The following is an 18,429-nucleotide window of genomic DNA, read 5'->3' on the forward strand; positions in this document are numbered from 1 at the left end:
GATGCCGATTGCCTATCTGGCCGACCGGGTCTTTACCCCGCACGGCATAGAGCGCGATGTCGCCGTAGTGGTCGAGGATGGCATCATCACCGCTGTCGGGTCGTCGATCCCCTCGGGCGTCCAGGTGGTGCGCTTGGCCGGTCATACGCTATGGCCGGGATTGATCGACATTCATATCCATGGTCGTGCCGGCGCCGATGTGATGGATGCGACACCGCAGGCACTACAAACCATCGCCGATGCCTTACCGCAGTGTGGGGTGGTGGCGTGGGTGGGCACCACCGTCAGTGCGCCACAGCAGGATGTCTGCCAGGCGCTGCAACAGGTCGGGGCGTTTATCGCCGCCGGGCAACGGCAGGGTGCCCGCTTATTGGGTAGCTTCCTTGAGGGACCACATTTTACTGCGCCTTATCGGGGGTCTCATCCCGAGACCTTCCTGTGTGAACCGGATGCCGATGCGCTAGAGGCGTTGTGGCAGGCCAGTGATGGCACCCTGCTACGTGCCGCGCTGGCGCCCGAATCGGAGACGGCTCTGCAAGCCATCGCTTGGTGGCGCGCGCGCGGCGTCAAGGTGGGCGTTGCCCATACCGCGGCCAGTTTTTCTCAGGTTCAGCGCGCCCATGCCTTGGGCGCCGATTGCGGCGTTCATCTGTATAACGGCATGTCTGGGTTGCATCATCGTGAGCCGGGTTGCTGTGGGGCGGTGCTGTATCTGGATATGCTGGCGGAGTTGATCGCCGATGGGATCCACGTTCATCCGGTGATGCTCAACTTGGCTTATCGTAGCAAGGGCTATCATCACATCGCCCTGATCACCGACTGTATGCGTGCCGGTGGACTGGGTGAGGGGCGTTATCGACTCGGTGCTCAGGAGATCACCGTGCGTAACGGCGAGGCGCGCACCGACGATGGATCGTTGGCGGGCAGTACCTGTAGCCTGGATCAGGCGGTACGCAACATGATCAATCTGGCGGGCGTTCCGGCGTGGGAAGCCGTGCAGATGGCTTCGGCGGTACCGGCCGCCTACCTCGGTCTGACGGAGCGTTTGGGTGAGATCCGCGCCGGTGCACTGGCAAACTTTACCGTGGTCGATGAGGCGATGACGGTTGTCGAGACCTATATCAACGGTGAGTGCGCCTACCGGCGTTCGGCCTGACGCGTGATGAGCCGGGCCTGAGTACCGGTTCGATACATGATAACCAGGGAGGGTCATGCCCGGCATGGCCACCACTAATCGGAGGCCCGCAGGGGAGTCGCCAGTTGCTGGCGCGCGGGCCCAGTGAGGATAATGCAATGAATGCGATAACACGTGAAGAGATCCTGGCTGACATGTTGCGGGTGTACCGCTATCAGGCGGCCAACCAGACACGCAGTGTGGTACGCCGCAGCGGCAAGACGCGTTTCATTAAGGATACCGATTGGGAGCGCGGCGTATTTTGGTCCTGCGTCGCCGCCGCCTGGCAGGCGACCGGCGATCAGTGCTATCTCGATGGAGTGATGAACTACACGCTGCACACCGGTTTCCGTACCGGTCCTAATGCCCGCTTCGCCGACGACATGGTGTGCTGCCAGGCCTATTTGGATGTCTATTCCCAGGTCGAGCAGCCGGAGGCTCTGGAGCCGACCATCAAGGCGCTGGGTCAGATGGTGGATGAGCCGCGTCCCGGTCGTGAAGATTGGTGGTGGTGTGACGCGCTGTTCATGGCACCGCCGGCCTTCGCCGCGCTGAGTGCGCGCACTGGCGATAGCCGCTACGTCGACTATATGGATGTCGCCTTCTGGGATGCGGTCGACCATCTGTACGATCCTGAGAGTGGCCTATTCTATCGCGATTACCGCTACATTCCCGACGGGCAGGGCGGTGAGTTGCGGGAAGAAAATGGTGAGAAAGTATTCTGGAGCCGAGGTAACGGTTGGGTGTTGGCGGCGGTACCGCGCATCTTGGCACACCTGCCGGCGGATCATCCGAGTCGTGCGCGCTATCTGGCGTTGTTCGGCGATCTGGCGGAGACGATCAGTGACTACCAGCAGGCCGATGGCATGTGGCGCACCAGTATGCGTGATCCCGAGCGCTTCCCGGCGGCGGAGAGCAGCGCCACGGCGTTGTTCTGCTATGGCTTAGCCTGGGGCATCGCGCAGGGGTTGCTGGCACGTGAGCGCTACCAGCCGATCGTCGAGCGTGCCTGGGCGGCATTACATGGCTGTATCCAGCCTAATGGCATGCTGGGCTGGGTGCAGTTGCCCGCCTTCAACCCGCGCGATGTGCAGGCGCAGCACAACATCGATTACGGTGCCGGTGCCTATCTGCTGGCGGGGTGTGCGATGTTGGATCTGTACGCCTGATCGACCCAGGATGACACATGACGCCCGGCTTTGGTCGGGCGTTCTTTCGCCAACTTTCGTTACAGGTGTACGCTAGACACTATTCCGGATCTTTTCACTTTCGATTTTTTTCGATACTGTGATTTTACGCAGCGTATCTTTGCTTTCTCTTTCGTAAAATAAGAAACATCGTTTTAAATTGGGGTGTTTCTCATGTCGCGTTCTCCCTCTGCGCCGCAAGCTCATTTTCATATGATGGCCAAGCCGGCGAGTTATCGTTGTAACTTGCGCTGTAGTTACTGCTTCTACCTGGAGAAGGAGGAGGTGGTGCCGCAACAGGCGGGCGCGCGCGCGGCGGAGACGATGAGCGATGCCACGCTGCGCCGCTATGTGCGCGACTATATTCAGTCGCATGCGGGCGAACAGGTCGACTTCGCCTGGCAGGGTGGCGAACCGATGCTCGCGGGATTGCCGTTTTATCAGAAGGCGGTGGAGTACCAGAAGAAGTATGCCGACGGCAAGACTATCACCAACAGCTTCCAGACTAACGGTATCGCCATCAATAGCCAGTGGGCCGATTTCTTCGCCGAGCAGCAGTTTCTGATCGGCGTCTCGGTGGATGGATTAGCCGCGGTGCATAACCGCTACCGTATCGCCGCACAGGGGCAACCCACCTTCGATCGTGTCTGTCGTGCCATCGAAACCTTGCGTCATCATCAGGTGGAGTTCAATACCCTGACGGTGGTGAATGATCAGAACTGGGATAAAGGGCGTCAGACCTATGAAGCGCTCAAGGCGCTGGGGTCGACGTTCATGCAGTTTATTCCGCTGGTGGAGGTCGATGCGTCCATCGGCTGCGGCCAGGGGCGTCACTATTCGCCGCCCGCCTCACCGACGATGGCGCCCTTCAGCGTACCGGCGCACGGCTATGGCCAATTTATGAGCGACGTCTTCGACGCCTGGGTTACGCAGGATGTGGGGCGTTATTACGTGCGCGAGTTCGACAGTCTGCTCGGGGTATGGATGGGCTATCCCGCCTCGACCTGTGTACAGGCGGCGACCTGCGGACAGGCATTGATCATCGAGGCCAGCGGCGATATTTACAGCTGCGACCATTTCGTCTATCCCGCCAACCGCTTGGGCAATATCGCCGATACGTCGTTGCTAAAGCTGGCGACGTCGGCGCGTCAGCAGCGTTTCGGCCAGGCTAAGCAGGATAAGTTGACGACGCGCTGCCAACAGTGTCCGGTGCGTCCTCTCTGCCATGGCGGCTGCCCTAAACATCGCCTCATTGGCTTGCCCGATGAGCGTCAGCGGCACAACTATCTGTGCCCCTCCTACTTGCACTTTTTTACTCATACCGCCCAGGCGATGCAGATGATGCAGGCGGTGATCCGACGCGGCGGTGTGGCGGCGGATGTGATGCCTTTACTTAAGCATGCATAATAACGGAGTTGGCAATGACGTTTTTCAGTAGCAAGAAGAAGCAGTTGGCAGGGCTCGTCGCCGCTGCCTGCCTGTGCGGCGCCGCGACAGCTCAGGCCGCCCCGACGGCGGACAATAGCCGCCCCAATGTCCTGTTGGTGATCATGGATGACCTTGGGACGGGGCAACTTGATTTTGCGTTAGAGGCGCTAGATCCCAAGGCGTTAGCGCAGCGCCCCGTCGCCGCCCGTTATCAGGGCGACCTGGATAAGATGATCGATGCGGCGCGCCGAGCGATGCCGAATGTGGCGCAACTGGCGAACCAAGGGGTGAAGATGACTAACGCCTTCGTCGCCCATCCGGTGTGTGGACCGTCGCGTGCTGGCATCTTTACCGGCCGTTATCCGGCCAGCTTCGGCACCTACAGCAACGATGATGCACTGCTCGGCGTGCCATTGGATATCAAATTGCTACCGGCGTTGTTCCAAGAGAACGGCTACGCCACCGCCAATATCGGCAAGTGGCACAACGCGCGTATCGAAAAGAAAAACTATGTCGATAAGGCCGATCAGACCCGTGACTATCACGACAACATGATCTCCATCAGCGCGCCGGGCTACGGGCCGGAAGAGCGTGGTTTCGACTACTCCTACAGCTATTACGCGTCCGGGGCGGCGCTGTGGAACTCACCGGCCATCTGGCAAAACGGTAAGAATATTGCCGCGCCGGGCTACCTGACGCATAACCTGACCAACGAAACCCTGAAGTTCCTCGATGAGAATAAGGGCAAACCCTTCTTTATCAGCTTGGCCTACAGCGTTCCGCATATCCCGCTAGAGCAGGCCTCACCGGCGCGCTATATGGACAAGTTCCAGACCGGTAACGTCGAGGCGGATAAATATTTCGCCGCCATTAATGCTGCGGATGAAGGTATCGGTGAGATCATCGCCCGTCTGAAGGCCTTGGGTGAGTTGGATAATACGCTGATTTTCTTTATCTCCGATAATGGAGCGGTGCATGAGTCGCCGATGCCGCTCAACGGGATGGATCGGGGTTTCAAGGGGCAGATGTTTAACGGTGGGGTGCATGTTCCCTTCGTCGCCTACTGGCCGAAACATATCCCGGCCGGGACACAGAGCAACGTGATGGTCAGCGCCATCGACATTCTGCCGACCGCGCTGAAGGCCGCCGGGATCACCATTCCCGCTAGCATGAAGGTGGATGGGCGCGACATCATGCCGCAGCTGAGCGGCAAGGCGCAGACCTCACCGCACCGCTATCTGTACTGGGCCGGACCGGGCGCCAAGCATTACAGCGAAGAGAACCAGCCGTTCTGGTTCGACTACTGGAAGTGGATCAGCTATGAGGCCCCGCAGCCGCCGAAGAACCCGAACCTGGAGAAGCTCTCGCCCTCATCTTGGGCGGTACGCGACGGGGAGTGGACGCTCTACTTCTATGACGACGGTAGCGATAAGGTCCAGTTGTTCAACGATCGCCTCGACCCGGCGGAATCCCAGGATCTGTCGGCTAAGTATCCACAGCGCGTGGCCGAGATGAAGGCCGCCTACCATGAGTGGATCAAGACCAAGCCGAAGCCGGTCGCCTGGGGCCAGGATCGCTACCATATCTTGGAGCAGTCGGCCCGCAGTTAAGTTTTGTATCGGGGCAGCGTGGTGTGCGCTGCCCTTTTTTTGACTTTTTTCAGCGAAGGAACCGAAATGGCGCAAAAGAAAATCGACGGCGCGCCGCGTCCGATCATCCCTTATGAACATCCCGATGCGCAGATGTATCTGCGTCTGTTGCGTGAACGCTTGGTCCGGCTGCGCTGGCGTAAGCGTGCCTATACGCGTAACGATGCCGCGCTGCGCGCCTGTTTCGCCGATGATAGCCAGCCGCTGGAACAGCAGTGTGACATGCTGGTGCGCTACGTCGCCGAGGCCTTCGATCATTATGCGGTGTGGGACTACAGCCACGCCTACTACCCAGGGCGCCCCAGCCAACAGAATGCACGCACCGATGCGATGGAGGGATGCAGTCGGGTACTGCCGACGCTGGCGGCCTGGTTGCATGGTGCAGTCAGCCAGGCGCGGGGCAGTGTGCTGAGCGGATTGAATGGTCAACGTTGGGATATCGCCGATCTGTTGAGTCGGGCGTTTCTGGCCGGTACCGACCCGGCCCACCCCGGCTATTGGGGGACATTACACGATTACGACCAGCGCATCTGTGAGAGTGCCGATCTGGCGTTGGCACTCTGGCTGAGTAAGCGCTGGGTGTGGGCGCGTTACGATGCTCGCCAGCGTGAACAAGTCCTGGCTTGGTTCGCGCAGGTACCGGCACGCCAAACCGTCGATAATAACTGGCATCTGTTCGGGTTAACGGTCGAGATGGTATTACGCGATCTGCGCGGTGAGGGGGAGGTCGATCAGCAAAAATACCAACGTATTAAGGAATTCCATGTCGGCGAAGGCTGGTTCCGTGATGGTGCACGCGGTAACTATGACTATTACAACGCCTGGGGTTTCCATTACTCCCTGTATTGGCTAAATCAGATCGATCCGCAATTCGATCAGGCCTTTATTCAGCAGACATTGCAGCAGTTTAACGCGGGTTATCGCCATCTGCTGACCCCGCAAGGCATCGCCTTCTTCGGACGTAGCGCCTGTTATCGGCTGGCCGCCGCCGCGCCACTCCTGGCTGAGGCCAGTCAGGCGCCATCCCCCGCCACCCTTGGCCTGGCCAAGCGCGCATTGGCGGTGACGCTACGTTACTTCATCGCCAATGGTGCGATGCGTGCCGGTGCGCCGACTCAGGGGCTATTTGCCGATGATGCGCGCCTGGTGGACAACTACAGTGGACCGGCCAGTAGCTTCTGGTCGCTGCGCGCCTTGAATATTGCCTTGTACAGCGCGCCCCAGAATGGATTGTGGCAGGCGCAGGAGCAACCGTTGCCGATCGAGCAGCACGATTTCTCCCTACGTATCGAGGCGACGGGGATGCAACTGTTCGGGTGCCGCGAGACGGGCGAAAGTGTGGTGCTGTTTCGCCATGATTATACCCAGACGCAGACCCCGCTTAGCCGCCGCTTGATCCGTCAACGTCCTTGGCAGTGGTTGTTGGAGAGTCTGACGGGACGCGCCGAGCGGCCGAAAAACAACCTGTTGCGTAAAGGCGTCACCTGCTATAGCTCGAAAATGGATCTTTACTTTTAGTTTCGCCGGACGGAGTCACACTTTTATTATCTTTTGAATGTTTTCTTTGTTTTATTTTGATGGTTAAATGAAAGTATATGAAGATGCGGAGGTGTGACGATGTTTTTGGTTTCTTCCCGGGATATGTTGCTGCAAGCGCAGGCCAGGGGCTACGCCGTACCGGCGTTTAACATTCATAACCTGGAGACCATCCAGGTGATCGCCAAGACGGCGGCGCAAATGGGTTCTCCGGTGATCCTGGCGGGAACGCCGGGCACCTTTAGTTATGCCGGTGTCGCTTACCTGGTTGATATCTGCCGTGAGGCGGCGCGTGAATACCGTATTCCGCTGGCGCTGCATCTGGATCATCATGAATCCTATGACGACATTTGTGCCAAGGTGGCCAGTGGCGTCAAGTCGGCGATGATCGATGCCTCGCATCATAGCTTTGCCGATAACGTGGCGCTGACACGCCAAGTGGTGGAGTATTGCCACCGCTTGGATTGCACCGTCGAGGCGGAGTTGGGGCGTCTGGTCGGCCAAGAGGATGATCTGGTGGTCGATGCGGCGCACGGCAGCTATACCGATCCGGCCTTGGCGGCTGAGTTTGCGCAAGCCACCGGCATCGACTCGCTGGCGATTGCCATCGGCACCGCCCATGGGATGTACAAAGAGGCGCCGCGTCTGGACTTCGATCGTTTGGCTCAGATCCGCCGCCAGACCGAGGTACCGTTGGTCCTACACGGCGCCTCTGGGATTCCCGATCAGGATGTGGAGCGCTGCGTGTCGCTGGGGATCTGCAAGGTTAACGTTGCAACCGAACTGAAGATCGCCTTCTCCGATGCGGTGAAGGCTTACTTTGCCAGCCATCCGGCCGCCAACGACATGCGTCATTATATGGAGCCGGGTAAGGCGGCGATGCAACAGGTCGTCGAGCATAAGATCCGTATCTGCGGCAGCGCCGGGCAACTGTAAGAGGAGAGCAGCATGACGAAGCGCGTTGCCGTATTGCTGGCACACGGTTTTGAAGAGGGGGAGGCGGTGGTGTTTATCGACATCATGCGTCGCCTGGATATTCAGGTGGAGATCCTCTCCTGCGAGGAGAGCCTGGCACTGAATAGCTATTTTGAGACCCCTATCCGAGCGGATGCGCTGCTGGCCGATCGCCAAGAGACGCTGTATGACGCAGTGATGATGCCGGGCGGGCCACAGGGTACCGATCGCCTTAATGCCAGCGCCATGGTCTTGGCTTTCTTGCGTCGCCATATCGCCGCCGACAAGTATATCTGTGCATTGTGCTCTTCCGGCGCCAAGGTCTTAGCGGCGCATGGCTTGCTGGAAGGTCGGCGTTATAGTACCGGGGATAAGTTGGCTGAGCGCTTTGCCGATGGCGAATATGTCGATCGTGACGTGGTGGTCGATGGGCGTTTCATCTCCGCCAAGGGGTTGGGTGTTAGCTTTGAATTCGCCTTTACGGTGGCGCGTCACCTCTTGGCCGACAATGTGGCCAAGGTCGATGCTCAGGCTAGCCATATCTATTTTCGGCGCTGGCCACTGTCTGAAGTGTAATTAATTGCCGAAGCGTTTTTAGGGGTTACTTTGACTGCGACGGTATCACCGCAAGGTGATACCGTTTTTTTTTGATTATGGCGCTATTCTTTCTTTTTATTTCTTTCGCTTGCTTTCTATTTGGTGCGATTTTGTGATCGTGCGTAATAATATGAAACTTTAGTGCGCGTAGTATACCCCTACGCTAACGGCGGCCTCCGAACGTACCGGCGCTGTGCGGCGTCAATGCGCTATGGCCCGGGTGTCATGACGGCAATGCGCGGGTTACCCATCAGTCAATACTATGAAAAAGAGTTAAGGATACGATGAACAAGTTAATTTACTTGGCCGCACTCCCATGCTTGTTTTCTGCCTCTCAGTCATGGGCCAATAATTATAAAACCAGCGTTGAATACCGTCATGAGTATCGCGAGGGCGTAAAGAAACATAGCGATAGGTTTAAGGTGTTTTTAGATACCGGTAATCATATCGGCTTCGAGTTCGATGCCCGCTATGGTAACCACGATGATCAAGCCTATGACCAGATGTACCTGAATGGCTCTGAACTGAATGTTTTTTATTATACTGATCTAAATAAAAATACCCTGTTGCTGGCAGGAAACTCCTTTGACTTTACCTCTGAGGGGCTGGTCTTCATTCCATTTGTGCGCCTGAATTACACCTTCGATAATGGTTTCTATATCCATGGCCGCTATAAGTGGAAACTATGGGACTACTCGATGAAGGGGGTAGACCAGCAGCCTTACCATTCAAAGATCCAAGAGTTTGATACGTTTATTGGCTATAAGTGGGGGCAGTGGAACTTTCAGTATCAGTTGGATCTGATGCGTGAGATGTCCGCCAATGGTCAGCCGTTGTATAACGGTAAAAAGTGGGATTATGCCAATAACTTTAGGGTGGTATATGCCATTGATGCCAACTGGCGCCCCTTTATCGAAATTGGTGATATTAAGGAGAGCCGCGACAGCGACCGGCGTCAGGGACGCTATCGTATCGGTCTGAAATATACCTGGTAATCCGCGCCAGCGCTCAGCGGGGTGACGCAGCGGCGCCACCCCGCTGGCGACTATTTTTTCCCGCTTAAGCGGCTTTTCAGGTCGGCAAACGGGTTGTAGGTCGCCACGCCCACCTCGTGCTGAGCGTCCTCTCCGGCGACGACGCGGGTACCAAACGTGTCGGCCTCGGTGTATTTTTCGTGCTCATGATCATGACAATACAGACAGAGTAACTCCCAGTTACTGCCGTCTGTCGGGTTGTTAGTATGATCATGATCGAGATGATGTACCGTCAATTCTCGCAGGTTGGAGTAGACGAACTCGCGGGCGCAGCGGCCACAGACCCAGGGAAACAGTTTCAGGGCTTGCTCGCGGTAACCGCTTTCCAAGCGGGCATAGTTTTTCGGGATAATGGCCATGGGGCTCTCTCGCTAGCTGGCAATAGAAATAGAGTTCCCTATGGTAGGGCAAAGTTGCGCGGTAATCACCTGTGGCGCGCAGGCGGCGTCATAGCGTGTGCGCGCGGACACGTTGCTGGGGGTGGCGGCATGCCGTCTGACATGCCGTATGCGGGGAATTAGAAGGTATCCCAGTTATCGTCGTCTGCGTTCTCACGCGTCGAGAGTGGGGCCTTCTTGACGATGGGGGATTGCGGGCTGACGCTCGGTGCGGCGGGCGGGATGGCGCTTTCTTGCGGGCTGATCTTGAACTGTGCGACGGTCTGGGTCAGGCGATCGGCCTGCTCCTCCAACGCACCGGCGGCGGCGGCGGATTGCTCGACCAAGGCGGCGTTCTGTTGCGTCACCTTATCCATCTCGTTGATGGCCTGCGCGATTTGGGCAATACCGCGACTCTGCTCCTCCGAGGCCGATGAGATCTCTAGCATGGTATCGGAGATATGGTTCACGGAGGTGACGATGTCGCCCATCGACTGGCTCACATTCTCCACCAACTGATTACCTTGCTCGACGCGGCTGACGGAGGCCTCGATCAGCCCCTTGATCTCCTTGGCGGCCTGTGCACTACGCTGTGCCAGGTTACGGACTTCCCCCGCGACCACGGCGAAACCTCGTCCCTGCTCGCCAGCCCGCGCGGCTTCGACGGCGGCGTTGAGCGCCAGGATGTTGGTCTGGAAGGCGATACCATCGATGACACCGGTGATGTCGCCGATCTTGCGTGAGCTTTCGGCGATTTCGGTCATGGTGCTGACCATCTGGCGAGTGATCTCGCCGCCATTGACGGCGATGGCGGAGGCTTTCTGCACCAGTTCGGTCGCCTCACGAGCGCTATCTGCGTTGTTTTTCACCGTGCTGGAGATCTGCTCCATGCTGGAGGCGGTCTCTTCCAAGGAGCTCGCCTGCTCTTCGGTACGGCTGGAGAGATCGTTGTTACCGGCAGCGATTTCCTGCACCCCGGTGAAGATGTGGCTGGTGCCGTTGCGCACCGCGCCAACCATGTTAGCCAACTCGTCGCGCATATGGCGCAATCCCTGCATCAGTTGGCTAATTTCGGTATCGCCACGCGCCTGGATATCGATGGCCAGATTGCCGTGTGCGATCTCCGCCTGGTAGGCGATAACTTGCTGAATGCGGTCGATGATGTAGTGACGAACCCAATACATGACCAGCGCTGTGATCGCAACGAACAGCAGCATAAAGCCGATAGTCAGTGGGATAATTTGATGGTAATTGGCGGAGGCTGCCTGCGCCGCCGGTTGGATGATCTTGTTGGCGACGTAGTCGGAAGCGTCGTCCAGCGAGGACATGAAGCCGGTGCTGGAGTGATTCTGCAGGATGGTTTGGAAACCATTAATATCGTTATTCTGCAGTCGTTCGATCATGGTCACCAGATCGGCGCGAGCCTTGCCATATAATCCTTTGACCTTCTCTGCGCGGCCATTGTCATGGCCACTGGCGCGTGAGAGGGCATAAAAGTTTTCCATCTCTTGGTCGACACTCACCAGACGCTGCTGCAGATTGGTGAGTGAAGTACGCGCGTTATCGTCGTCGCCGTGTGCACTCAATGCCAGCGCGTCTTTCATGATCTCTTCACGGATTTGCGTGATCGAGGCGTAGGCACGGTCCATCGCCATAATTTGGCTAAATCCCCGCGAGATCTCATCTAGGCGGGTATCGGTAGTGGAGGCATCACGCAGGCTCCAAATACCGGAAAAAATCTGTAGGCCGCAGAATAGCGCGAGCACAGCCATCAGACCCCGTGAAATTTTTAATCGTTCGAACATTGTGTAACCTGTCATAACAGCATGAGAAAACTACCGATCGGATAAAAGGATCGGAATAAGGTGTTATTACTGTCGGAAGATAGAGTAAAAACTTTAATGTTTTAGCTAATTAATTAAATCGTCTGCCGAGCAGAATGTCGGGAGCAGTGCGCAGTACGATGGTGAAAACGTGTACTGCGGCAGGGCGGTCGGGGGATTAAGCATAACCTAAGGGCGTGCGTAACTCTCCGCTCAGTAAGCGTTCGCGCCACCACTGCATGGCGCGCCCATTCTTGGCGGCGCGCCAGCCAATATACGCGATCTCATGGGCGGGGCTAAAGCTAAGTGGGCAGGCGATCAGCGTCTGCTGTGTCAGATAGCGCCGTGCAATATGGTAGGGGAGATAACCGATACCAACGCCATTGAGTAACAGGCTGATCTGACAGTAGATATCGTAGACGATGAGCGGGGCATGGCTCGCCTCCTGCGTGTGCGTTATCGCCGGCTGGCCGAGTCGTTCGCCCATCTCAATCGTGCGATGTTGGCCGAGTTGGCTGGGTGTGAGGGGGGGGATGGCTTGTGCCAATGGGTGATGCGGGGCGACGACCAGCAAGGTTTCGATGATGCCGAGCGCCTGGTAGACATAACCGCCCTGTTCGGGTAATCGCGCCGCGGTGCCGATGATGATATCGGCGCCGGTATCGTGCCCCGCTAGGCCAATTTGGGCCGAGCGCGCGGGGGCTAAATGTAGGCGGGTATGCGGATGTTGACTGAGGAAGTCCGTGATCGCCGGGTGTAGGATCTCCGGCAGCGTATACCCCTCTAGCGCGACGATGATCTCCGTCTCCCAACCCGACTCCAGCAGTAGCGCCTGCTGCTCTAACGCGTGCGCCTCGCTGAGCAGATGGCGTCCCTTATCGAGAATAATACGCCCGGCTTGAGTGAAACGTGCGCGATGCCCGCTGCGATCGAGGAGTTGTAGATTTAAGTTACTTTCCAACTTTTGCACCATATAGCTTAGCGCGGCCGGCGTCTTATAGAGCGATTGAGCGGCGGCGGCAAAACTGCCGTGACGATCTAATGCATCCAGGATCAGTAAGACCTCTAGGTTTATTCGCATAGGCCGCGTCCCCCGGCATTGATGGCTGGGTTAGTGTGGCGTGGATGAGGGTGCTGGCCGCTGAACACTTTTTTATGCCAATGAGTTAATAACCCTAAAAAAAACATCATAATATCTTGCTCGTTATTCTTCATAGATCCCTTTATATCGTTATTTTTAGATATAATAGCCTATCCCATTAGGCTATTTTATTTGCCATTTGACCCTGGGCCGTGCTCACCCAAAACTTAACTCAGTTTTGCACGCCCTTCAGGGCGGCCCGCAGGGTGAGCGAAGCGAATAATCCTCAGGTATTGCGTGTACGCTCCGGTTGTTGCGCGCTGTCCGTGTCCAAACTGGCTGCAACAATACACGCCTACTCGGATAGGCTCTAAGTGAAGGCGTTTACCCGCACTAAAAATATATCGGTAAAATGGTTTGTTATTTAACCTTGTTGTTTACTATTTATCACTTAATGGGGTTTATTTACTTTTTATACTAAATTAGCACTATCCTTTTCATGTTTATAATTTCAGCTGGAAAATTATTGGCTGGTGCGACAGTTAATGCTGCACGCTATAAAGTATTTCGTCAGTTTGGCAGAAAGTTTTAATATTAATTTAATAATAGAACCTATTTAATCGATTATTTATCGATGATCGAACAATAACTGTCCAATTAACGCGATGAGGGCGGAAGGCGGTCACCCGAGATGCGTTGAGGATAGGGGGCGACAATGGACGACATTTGCGCGGCAATTGTGGCATAATGTGAGCAAAATCACGTTAACCTATTGAGATCGCGCTGTGCTGATAAGTAACAACATCACCATGCAGTTTGGCAGTAAACCCTTGTTTGAGAACATTTCGGTCAAGTTCGGTGGCGGCAACCGTTACGGTTTGATCGGTGCGAACGGCTGCGGTAAATCTACCCTGATGAAGATTCTGGGGGGCGATCTGCAACCGACCGCCGGTAATGTCGCGTTGGATCCGAATGAGCGTCTGGGTAAGTTGCGCCAGGATCAATTTGCCTTTGAGAAATACAGTGTCATCGATACCGTCATCATGGGGCATCATGAGCTGTGGGCGGTCAAGGAAGAGCGTGATCGCATCTATGCGCTGGCCGAGATGAGCGAAGAAGAGGGATACCGTGTCGCCGATCTGGAAGTCGCTTACGGTGAAATGGATGGTTATAGCGCCGAGGCGCGCGCCGGTGAGCTGTTGCTGGGCGTCGGTATTCCTGTCGAACAACATTATGGGCCGATGAGTGAGGTCGCCCCCGGTTGGAAGCTGCGTGTGCTGCTGGCGCAGGCGTTGTTCTCCGATCCGGATATTCTGCTGCTTGATGAACCGACCAACAACCTGGATATCGATACGATCCGTTGGTTAGAGGCGGTGCTTAATGAGCGCAACAGCACCATGATCATCATTTCGCATGACCGCCATTTCCTCAACATGGTATGTACCCATATGGCCGATCTGGACTATGGTGAGTTGCGCATCTATCCCGGTAATTACGACGACTATATGACCGCCGCGACTCAGGCGCGTGAGCGCCTGTTAGCCGATAACGCCAAGAAGAAGGCACAGATTGCCGAGCTTCAATCGTTCGTGAGTCGCTTTAGCGCCAACGCGTCGAAGTCGCGTCAGGCCACTTCGCGTGCGCGTCAGATCGAGAAGATTAAACTGGATGATGTTAAGGCCTCCAGTCGACAGAACCCCTTTATTCGCTTCGAGCAAGAGAAGAAGTTGTTCCGCAACGCTCTCGAGCTGACGGATCTCAGCAAGGGATTCGATAATGGCCCGCTATTCAGCGGCCTGAAGTTGTTGCTCGAGGCGGGCGAGAAGGTCGCGGTGCTGGGGACGAACGGGGTCGGTAAGTCGACGCTGTTAAAGACCTTAGTCGGCGATTTGACGCCGGACGCCGGGACCGTCAAGTGGGCCGAGAACGCGCAGATCGGCTACTACGCGCAGGATCATGAGTATGAGTTCGAACAAGAGATGACGTTGTTCGACTGGATGAGCCAGTGGCGCCAAGAAGGGGACGACGAGCAGGCGGTGCGCGGCTTCCTAGGCCGTCTGTTGTTCAGCCAAGAAGATATCAAGAAGTCGGTCAAGGTCCTGTCGGGGGGCGAGAAAGGGCGTCTGTTGTTCGGTAAGCTGATGATGCGCCGCCCCAATGTGCTGGTGATGGACGAACCGACGAACCATATGGATATGGAGTCCATCGAGGCGTTGAACATTGCGCTGGAATTATATCAAGGTACCCTGATCTTCGTCTCTCATGACCGTGAGTTCGTGAGTTCGTTGGCCACTCGGGTCATCGAAATCACCCCGCAGAAGGTGGTCGACTTCGGTGGCGGCTACGAGGATTACCTGCGTAGTAAAGGCATCGACGAGTAAGCATAACGGCCCCTTGGGGCCGTTTTTTTATGCTGCCTTTTATTCCGGCTGTAGCATGATCTTTTACCTCTAGCGCTTTGTCAGAATAAGCCGATGGGGGGATGGCAAGAGAATGTGCTAGTCTGAGGCCGAGATAGCTTAAACAAGGATTTGATGATGAAGACATTCTCGATGGTGATGGCCGGCATGTTGCTCGCCGCCTCTTCTGCTACCGCCTGGGCTGGTACGACGGATCGGAGCCCGCAACCGTTAGATAAGATCGCCCCCTATCCGCAGGCGGAGAAAGGCATGACGCGTCAGGTGATCGCTCTGCCGCCGCGTGCCGACGAGGCGGATCTGCGCGTCGAGTTGCTGATCGGCAAAACGCTGTCGGTGGATTGCAACCGCCAGCGTCTGATGGGTGAGCTGGAGAGTAAGACTCTGGAGGGATGGGGATACGACTATCTGGTGATGGATAAGGTCACCGGGCCGGCGGGCACCCTGATGGCTTGCCCAGACAGTCAGCGCCATCAGGCGTTTGTCACGGTGCATCTCGGCGATGATGCCTTGCAGCGTTATAACAGCAAGTTGCCGCTGGTGGTCTATGTCCCACAAGGGGTACAGGTGAAATATCGTATCTGGCAGGCGCAGCCGCAGGTACAGGATGCGCTGACCCAATAAATTGGGGCCACGCCCCCGTCATCGAGGGGGCGTGATTACATCGGCGCCAGCAGGGGGCCGCTGAGGTGCTCCCCCCCTTGTGCGTCGGCGCGTTGGCGGTAGCTGCCGGGTGACGTGCCATAGCGGCGTTTAAAGGCTCGGCTAAACGTCTGTTGGCTGTCGAAGCCATATTGCAGCGTGATCTCCATGATTTTCTTATTGCTGCGCTGCAGCTCGGCCGCCGCGCGGATCAGTCGACGCCGGCGGACGTAGGCGGCCAGGTTATACCCGGTTACCTCCTTGAACAGCCGTTGTAGATACCACTTGGAATATCCCGCCCGGTCGGCGATATCGTCGATCAGTATGCGTTTATCCAGATTCTGCTCTATCCACTGAATTAATGCGTCAACCAACAGTTGATGTTGTCCCTGGGTCGTCATTGGCAATCCCTCAATCGCAGGCACTCGTTGAGCCGACTTTTATGTTAGCGGAACAAAAATAGAGAGACTTATACAAAAACTAAGGCTTCTTCTTGTTTTGTAAAGAAATGCCAGCCAGGTGTTTCCAAGCGTAATAATCGGCGCAATACGTAGAGAATGTGAGGGAGGGCGGAGAGGGAAGCCTCTCCGCGCGAGGAGGATCAGGCGGTTGCACTGGCCAGCTTGCTGGCGAAACCGAGGAACATAACACCGACCAGGGAGTTACCCAGGCGTGCCAGACGCTGCTTCTGCCCCAGAAAGTGAGCCAGGGCGGCGCCGGAAAAGATCAGGAAGGTCATATAGCAGATGCTGATGCATTCCAAGATCGTCGCCAGGATCAGGAAAGAGAGTCCGGTATGGGCGTAGTTCAAGTCGATAAACTGTACGAAGAAAGAGACGTAAAACAGGATCGACTTGGGGTTGGTCAGGCTCAGGGTCAGCGCCTTGCGAAAGGTGTGGCTGACTTCGATACGCTCCTCTCCTTGATGCGGCGTGTCACGTCGGCGCAACGTAGAGTAGAGGATTTTAATCCCCAGATAGAGAAGATAGAGCGCCCCCAGCATCTTGATCAGATTGAAGAGGAACGGTGAGGAGCGGATCAAGGAGGCGATCCCAAGATAGGCCAGAAAGATCAATACACCATCCCCGATCAACACGGCGCTGGCGGCCTTATAGCCTTCACGCACACCACCGGTGATCCCGGTCTTCAGTACGAATAGGGTGTTGGGGCCGGGAACTAAGATGATAAATACCGCACCCAGGACATATGTCCAGATATTGAGTACGCCAAAGCTTTCTAACACATCAACCTCTTTTTAATAAGTAAATTATGTGGGATTGGAGCCATAACAGTGGCTGAATATTCTACACATTTTATTCGACGAATGGCAGAGGGCGAGTGCGAGTCATCCACTGTGTGGTGGCGCGGCACAACACCCTCGTGCGCCACCTACCTGCAGGAAGTCGATAGCACGGTTGGCGGTGTCGCTCGTCCCGTGTTCACTGGCTCACTTGGTGCAGCAGTCTACGCTGGTCAGGTAGTAGGTACTGTGCAGATCGATCATGGATGCCAGGCGCGCATTGGCCATCATCATCGCCTTGGGACGCGATTCGGCACTGATGACAAAGGCGCCTTGCTCTTTACTGGCGGTGGTTTTTCCCGTTCTTTCCTCGGTTAGCGTGAGAATATGGTCATAACGGCAGAGAAACTGTTGCATGCTGTAGCCTCAAGTAAACTGTGTGTGGGAGGCGGGACGCCTGGCCCCTAAACGCGGAACATGACACCGCGTGAAAACGTTCGAATAGGCCGTGCCGCACGCTCAGTAAGCGGAGGCATCGGCGGATATGGGTAAAAAAATTATTGTGATTTCCCATGTAATTAGCTGATTTTTTAGCCTACATCAGACCGATGGACGTGACATCGACGTCCTAGTGGTTAGTGTAGACATTATTGCTCGTGCGAACATATAGATTTGTGAAAACTGTTGCAACTCATTAGATCATTCCGGGAGTTTATACTTTGTCGCGTAAGCGTTAGCTTACATCCTTGGATATGCCTATTTACGCAACTTTCCCCATAGCGTATGCGTCGTCTGAGGGTGACGAGCCCCGTCGCTTGCCTGATAGCGGGGGATGACAGGTTAGGCGAGTGCATAAAATTTCTTGATTAGTAAAACTTATAACTGCGCGACGATTACGAGAAATTCTATTTTCAGCGTTAATTTCCGTATTTTGACTTGAACGCAGCATTTCATCATGAGATTAATGGGGCGTCTTAGAACCAAAAGGTATAGGTTCTGTTTAATCCAAGGAGAAATATTATGTTGACTGCTATTTATTCTGGTTTTCGTGGCTCGTTGCGTTGGGTATTCATGCCGGCTTATCGGGGGCATGGTGATTATACCTTGTTGTTAACAGTGGTTTTTTTCTTTGGTATGAGCCTGGTACGTTCCCTGGCTTGGGGAGAAATGAGCAGCTGGTATCATGTATTTATTAATATTCCCTTTCTGATGGTCGCTTATGCTTTGGCGTGGATGGTGGAGCGTGCAATCAAGGAGTAATAAGTTATTAAACGGGTAAAGGTTGTTTTA

17 protein-coding genes are annotated in these 18,429 nt (G+C 55.7%); 11 read left to right on the forward strand and 6 right to left on the reverse strand.

The annotated features are described in order from the left end of the window. The first annotated feature begins 1 nt into the window (after position 1). The 8 genes from nagA (at position 2) to ACEQFP_RS07365 (ending at position 9,520) form a co-directional block, all read left to right on the forward strand. Entirely contained in the window at positions 2 to 1,156 is a 1,155-nt protein-coding gene (gene nagA / locus ACEQFP_RS07330) for an N-acetylglucosamine-6-phosphate deacetylase (protein ID WP_035595144.1), read from the forward strand. A gap of 137 nt (positions 1,157 to 1,293) precedes the next feature. Further along, complete coding sequence (locus ACEQFP_RS07335; RefSeq protein WP_005288740.1) at positions 1,294 to 2,343, forward strand: glycoside hydrolase family 105 protein; 1,050 nt, start codon at positions 1,294 to 1,296, stop codon at positions 2,341 to 2,343. Positions 2,344 to 2,535: 192 nt separating this feature from the next. Then, entirely contained in the window at positions 2,536 to 3,768 is a 1,233-nt protein-coding gene (locus ACEQFP_RS07340; protein ID WP_035594708.1) for an anaerobic sulfatase maturase, read from the forward strand. 14 nt (positions 3,769 to 3,782) lie between these two features. Beyond that, the gene (locus ACEQFP_RS07345) at positions 3,783 to 5,399 is read left to right on the forward strand and encodes a sulfatase (protein ID WP_005288731.1); all 1,617 of its coding nucleotides are present in this window, start codon (positions 3,783 to 3,785) and stop codon (positions 5,397 to 5,399) included. A 66-nt stretch (positions 5,400 to 5,465) separates the two neighbouring features. Continuing rightward, entirely contained in the window at positions 5,466 to 6,956 is a 1,491-nt protein-coding gene (locus tag ACEQFP_RS07350) for a DUF2264 domain-containing protein (RefSeq protein ID WP_005288728.1), read from the forward strand. 99 nt (positions 6,957 to 7,055) lie between these two features. Beyond that, positions 7,056 to 7,910: a tagatose bisphosphate family class II aldolase gene (locus ACEQFP_RS07355; protein ID WP_005288725.1), complete on the forward strand. Its 855-nt coding sequence runs from the start codon at positions 7,056 to 7,058 to the stop codon at positions 7,908 to 7,910. A gap of 12 nt (positions 7,911 to 7,922) precedes the next feature. Further along, positions 7,923 to 8,504, forward strand: coding sequence for a DJ-1/PfpI family protein (locus ACEQFP_RS07360; protein WP_005288722.1), 582 nt, complete (start codon positions 7,923 to 7,925; stop codon positions 8,502 to 8,504). Positions 8,505 to 8,809: 305 nt separating this feature from the next. Continuing rightward, positions 8,810 to 9,520 (forward strand): oligogalacturonate-specific porin KdgM family protein, encoded by a 711-nt coding sequence (locus tag ACEQFP_RS07365; RefSeq protein ID WP_005288720.1) that lies wholly within the window; start codon positions 8,810 to 8,812, stop codon positions 9,518 to 9,520. Positions 9,521 to 9,570: 50 nt separating this feature from the next. On the opposite strand, the gene yajD is transcribed toward ACEQFP_RS07365, so the two are convergent. The 3 genes from yajD to ACEQFP_RS07380 form a co-directional block, all read right to left on the reverse strand. Further along, positions 9,571 to 9,918, reverse strand: coding sequence for an HNH nuclease YajD (gene yajD / locus ACEQFP_RS07370; protein ID WP_005288716.1), 348 nt, complete (start codon positions 9,916 to 9,918; stop codon positions 9,571 to 9,573). 158 nt (positions 9,919 to 10,076) lie between these two features. Then, a complete protein-coding gene (locus ACEQFP_RS07375) occupies positions 10,077 to 11,741 on the reverse strand; it encodes a methyl-accepting chemotaxis protein (protein WP_035600750.1) in 1,665 nt (554 codons plus the stop codon). A 196-nt stretch (positions 11,742 to 11,937) separates the two neighbouring features. Continuing rightward, entirely contained in the window at positions 11,938 to 12,840 is a 903-nt protein-coding gene (locus ACEQFP_RS07380; RefSeq protein ID WP_370558336.1) for a LysR family transcriptional regulator, read from the reverse strand. Positions 12,841 to 13,625: 785 nt separating this feature from the next. On the opposite strand from ACEQFP_RS07380, the gene ACEQFP_RS07385 reads away from it, so the two are divergent. Both ACEQFP_RS07385 and eco read left to right on the forward strand, forming a co-directional pair. After that, complete coding sequence (locus ACEQFP_RS07385) at positions 13,626 to 15,221, forward strand: ABC-F family ATPase (protein WP_035603828.1); 1,596 nt, start codon at positions 13,626 to 13,628, stop codon at positions 15,219 to 15,221. A gap of 156 nt (positions 15,222 to 15,377) precedes the next feature. Then, positions 15,378 to 15,881, forward strand: coding sequence for a serine protease inhibitor ecotin (eco, locus tag ACEQFP_RS07390; RefSeq protein WP_068870571.1), 504 nt, complete (start codon positions 15,378 to 15,380; stop codon positions 15,879 to 15,881). Positions 15,882 to 15,916: 35 nt separating this feature from the next. On the opposite strand, the gene ACEQFP_RS07395 is transcribed toward eco, so the two are convergent. The 3 genes from ACEQFP_RS07395 to ACEQFP_RS07405 form a co-directional block, all read right to left on the reverse strand. Beyond that, complete coding sequence (locus tag ACEQFP_RS07395; protein ID WP_005288695.1) at positions 15,917 to 16,300, reverse strand: helix-turn-helix domain-containing protein; 384 nt, start codon at positions 16,298 to 16,300, stop codon at positions 15,917 to 15,919. Between the two features lie 200 nt (positions 16,301 to 16,500). After that, on the reverse strand, positions 16,501 to 17,142 hold the full coding sequence (gene leuE, locus ACEQFP_RS07400; RefSeq protein ID WP_035598801.1) for a leucine efflux protein LeuE: 642 nt from the start codon (positions 17,140 to 17,142) through the stop codon (positions 16,501 to 16,503). Positions 17,143 to 17,346: 204 nt separating this feature from the next. After that, positions 17,347 to 17,556: a hypothetical protein gene (locus ACEQFP_RS07405; RefSeq protein ID WP_005288687.1), complete on the reverse strand. Its 210-nt coding sequence runs from the start codon at positions 17,554 to 17,556 to the stop codon at positions 17,347 to 17,349. Positions 17,557 to 18,159: 603 nt separating this feature from the next. On the opposite strand from ACEQFP_RS07405, the gene ACEQFP_RS07410 reads away from it, so the two are divergent. Continuing rightward, complete coding sequence (locus tag ACEQFP_RS07410; protein ID WP_370547273.1) at positions 18,160 to 18,399, forward strand: branched-chain amino acid transport permease; 240 nt, start codon at positions 18,160 to 18,162, stop codon at positions 18,397 to 18,399. Positions 18,400 to 18,429: the final 30 nt, after the last annotated feature.

It is taken from the genome of Edwardsiella sp. A.80236 (assembly GCF_044540725.1).
GTDB lineage: Bacteria > Pseudomonadota > Gammaproteobacteria > Enterobacterales > Enterobacteriaceae > Edwardsiella > Edwardsiella tarda.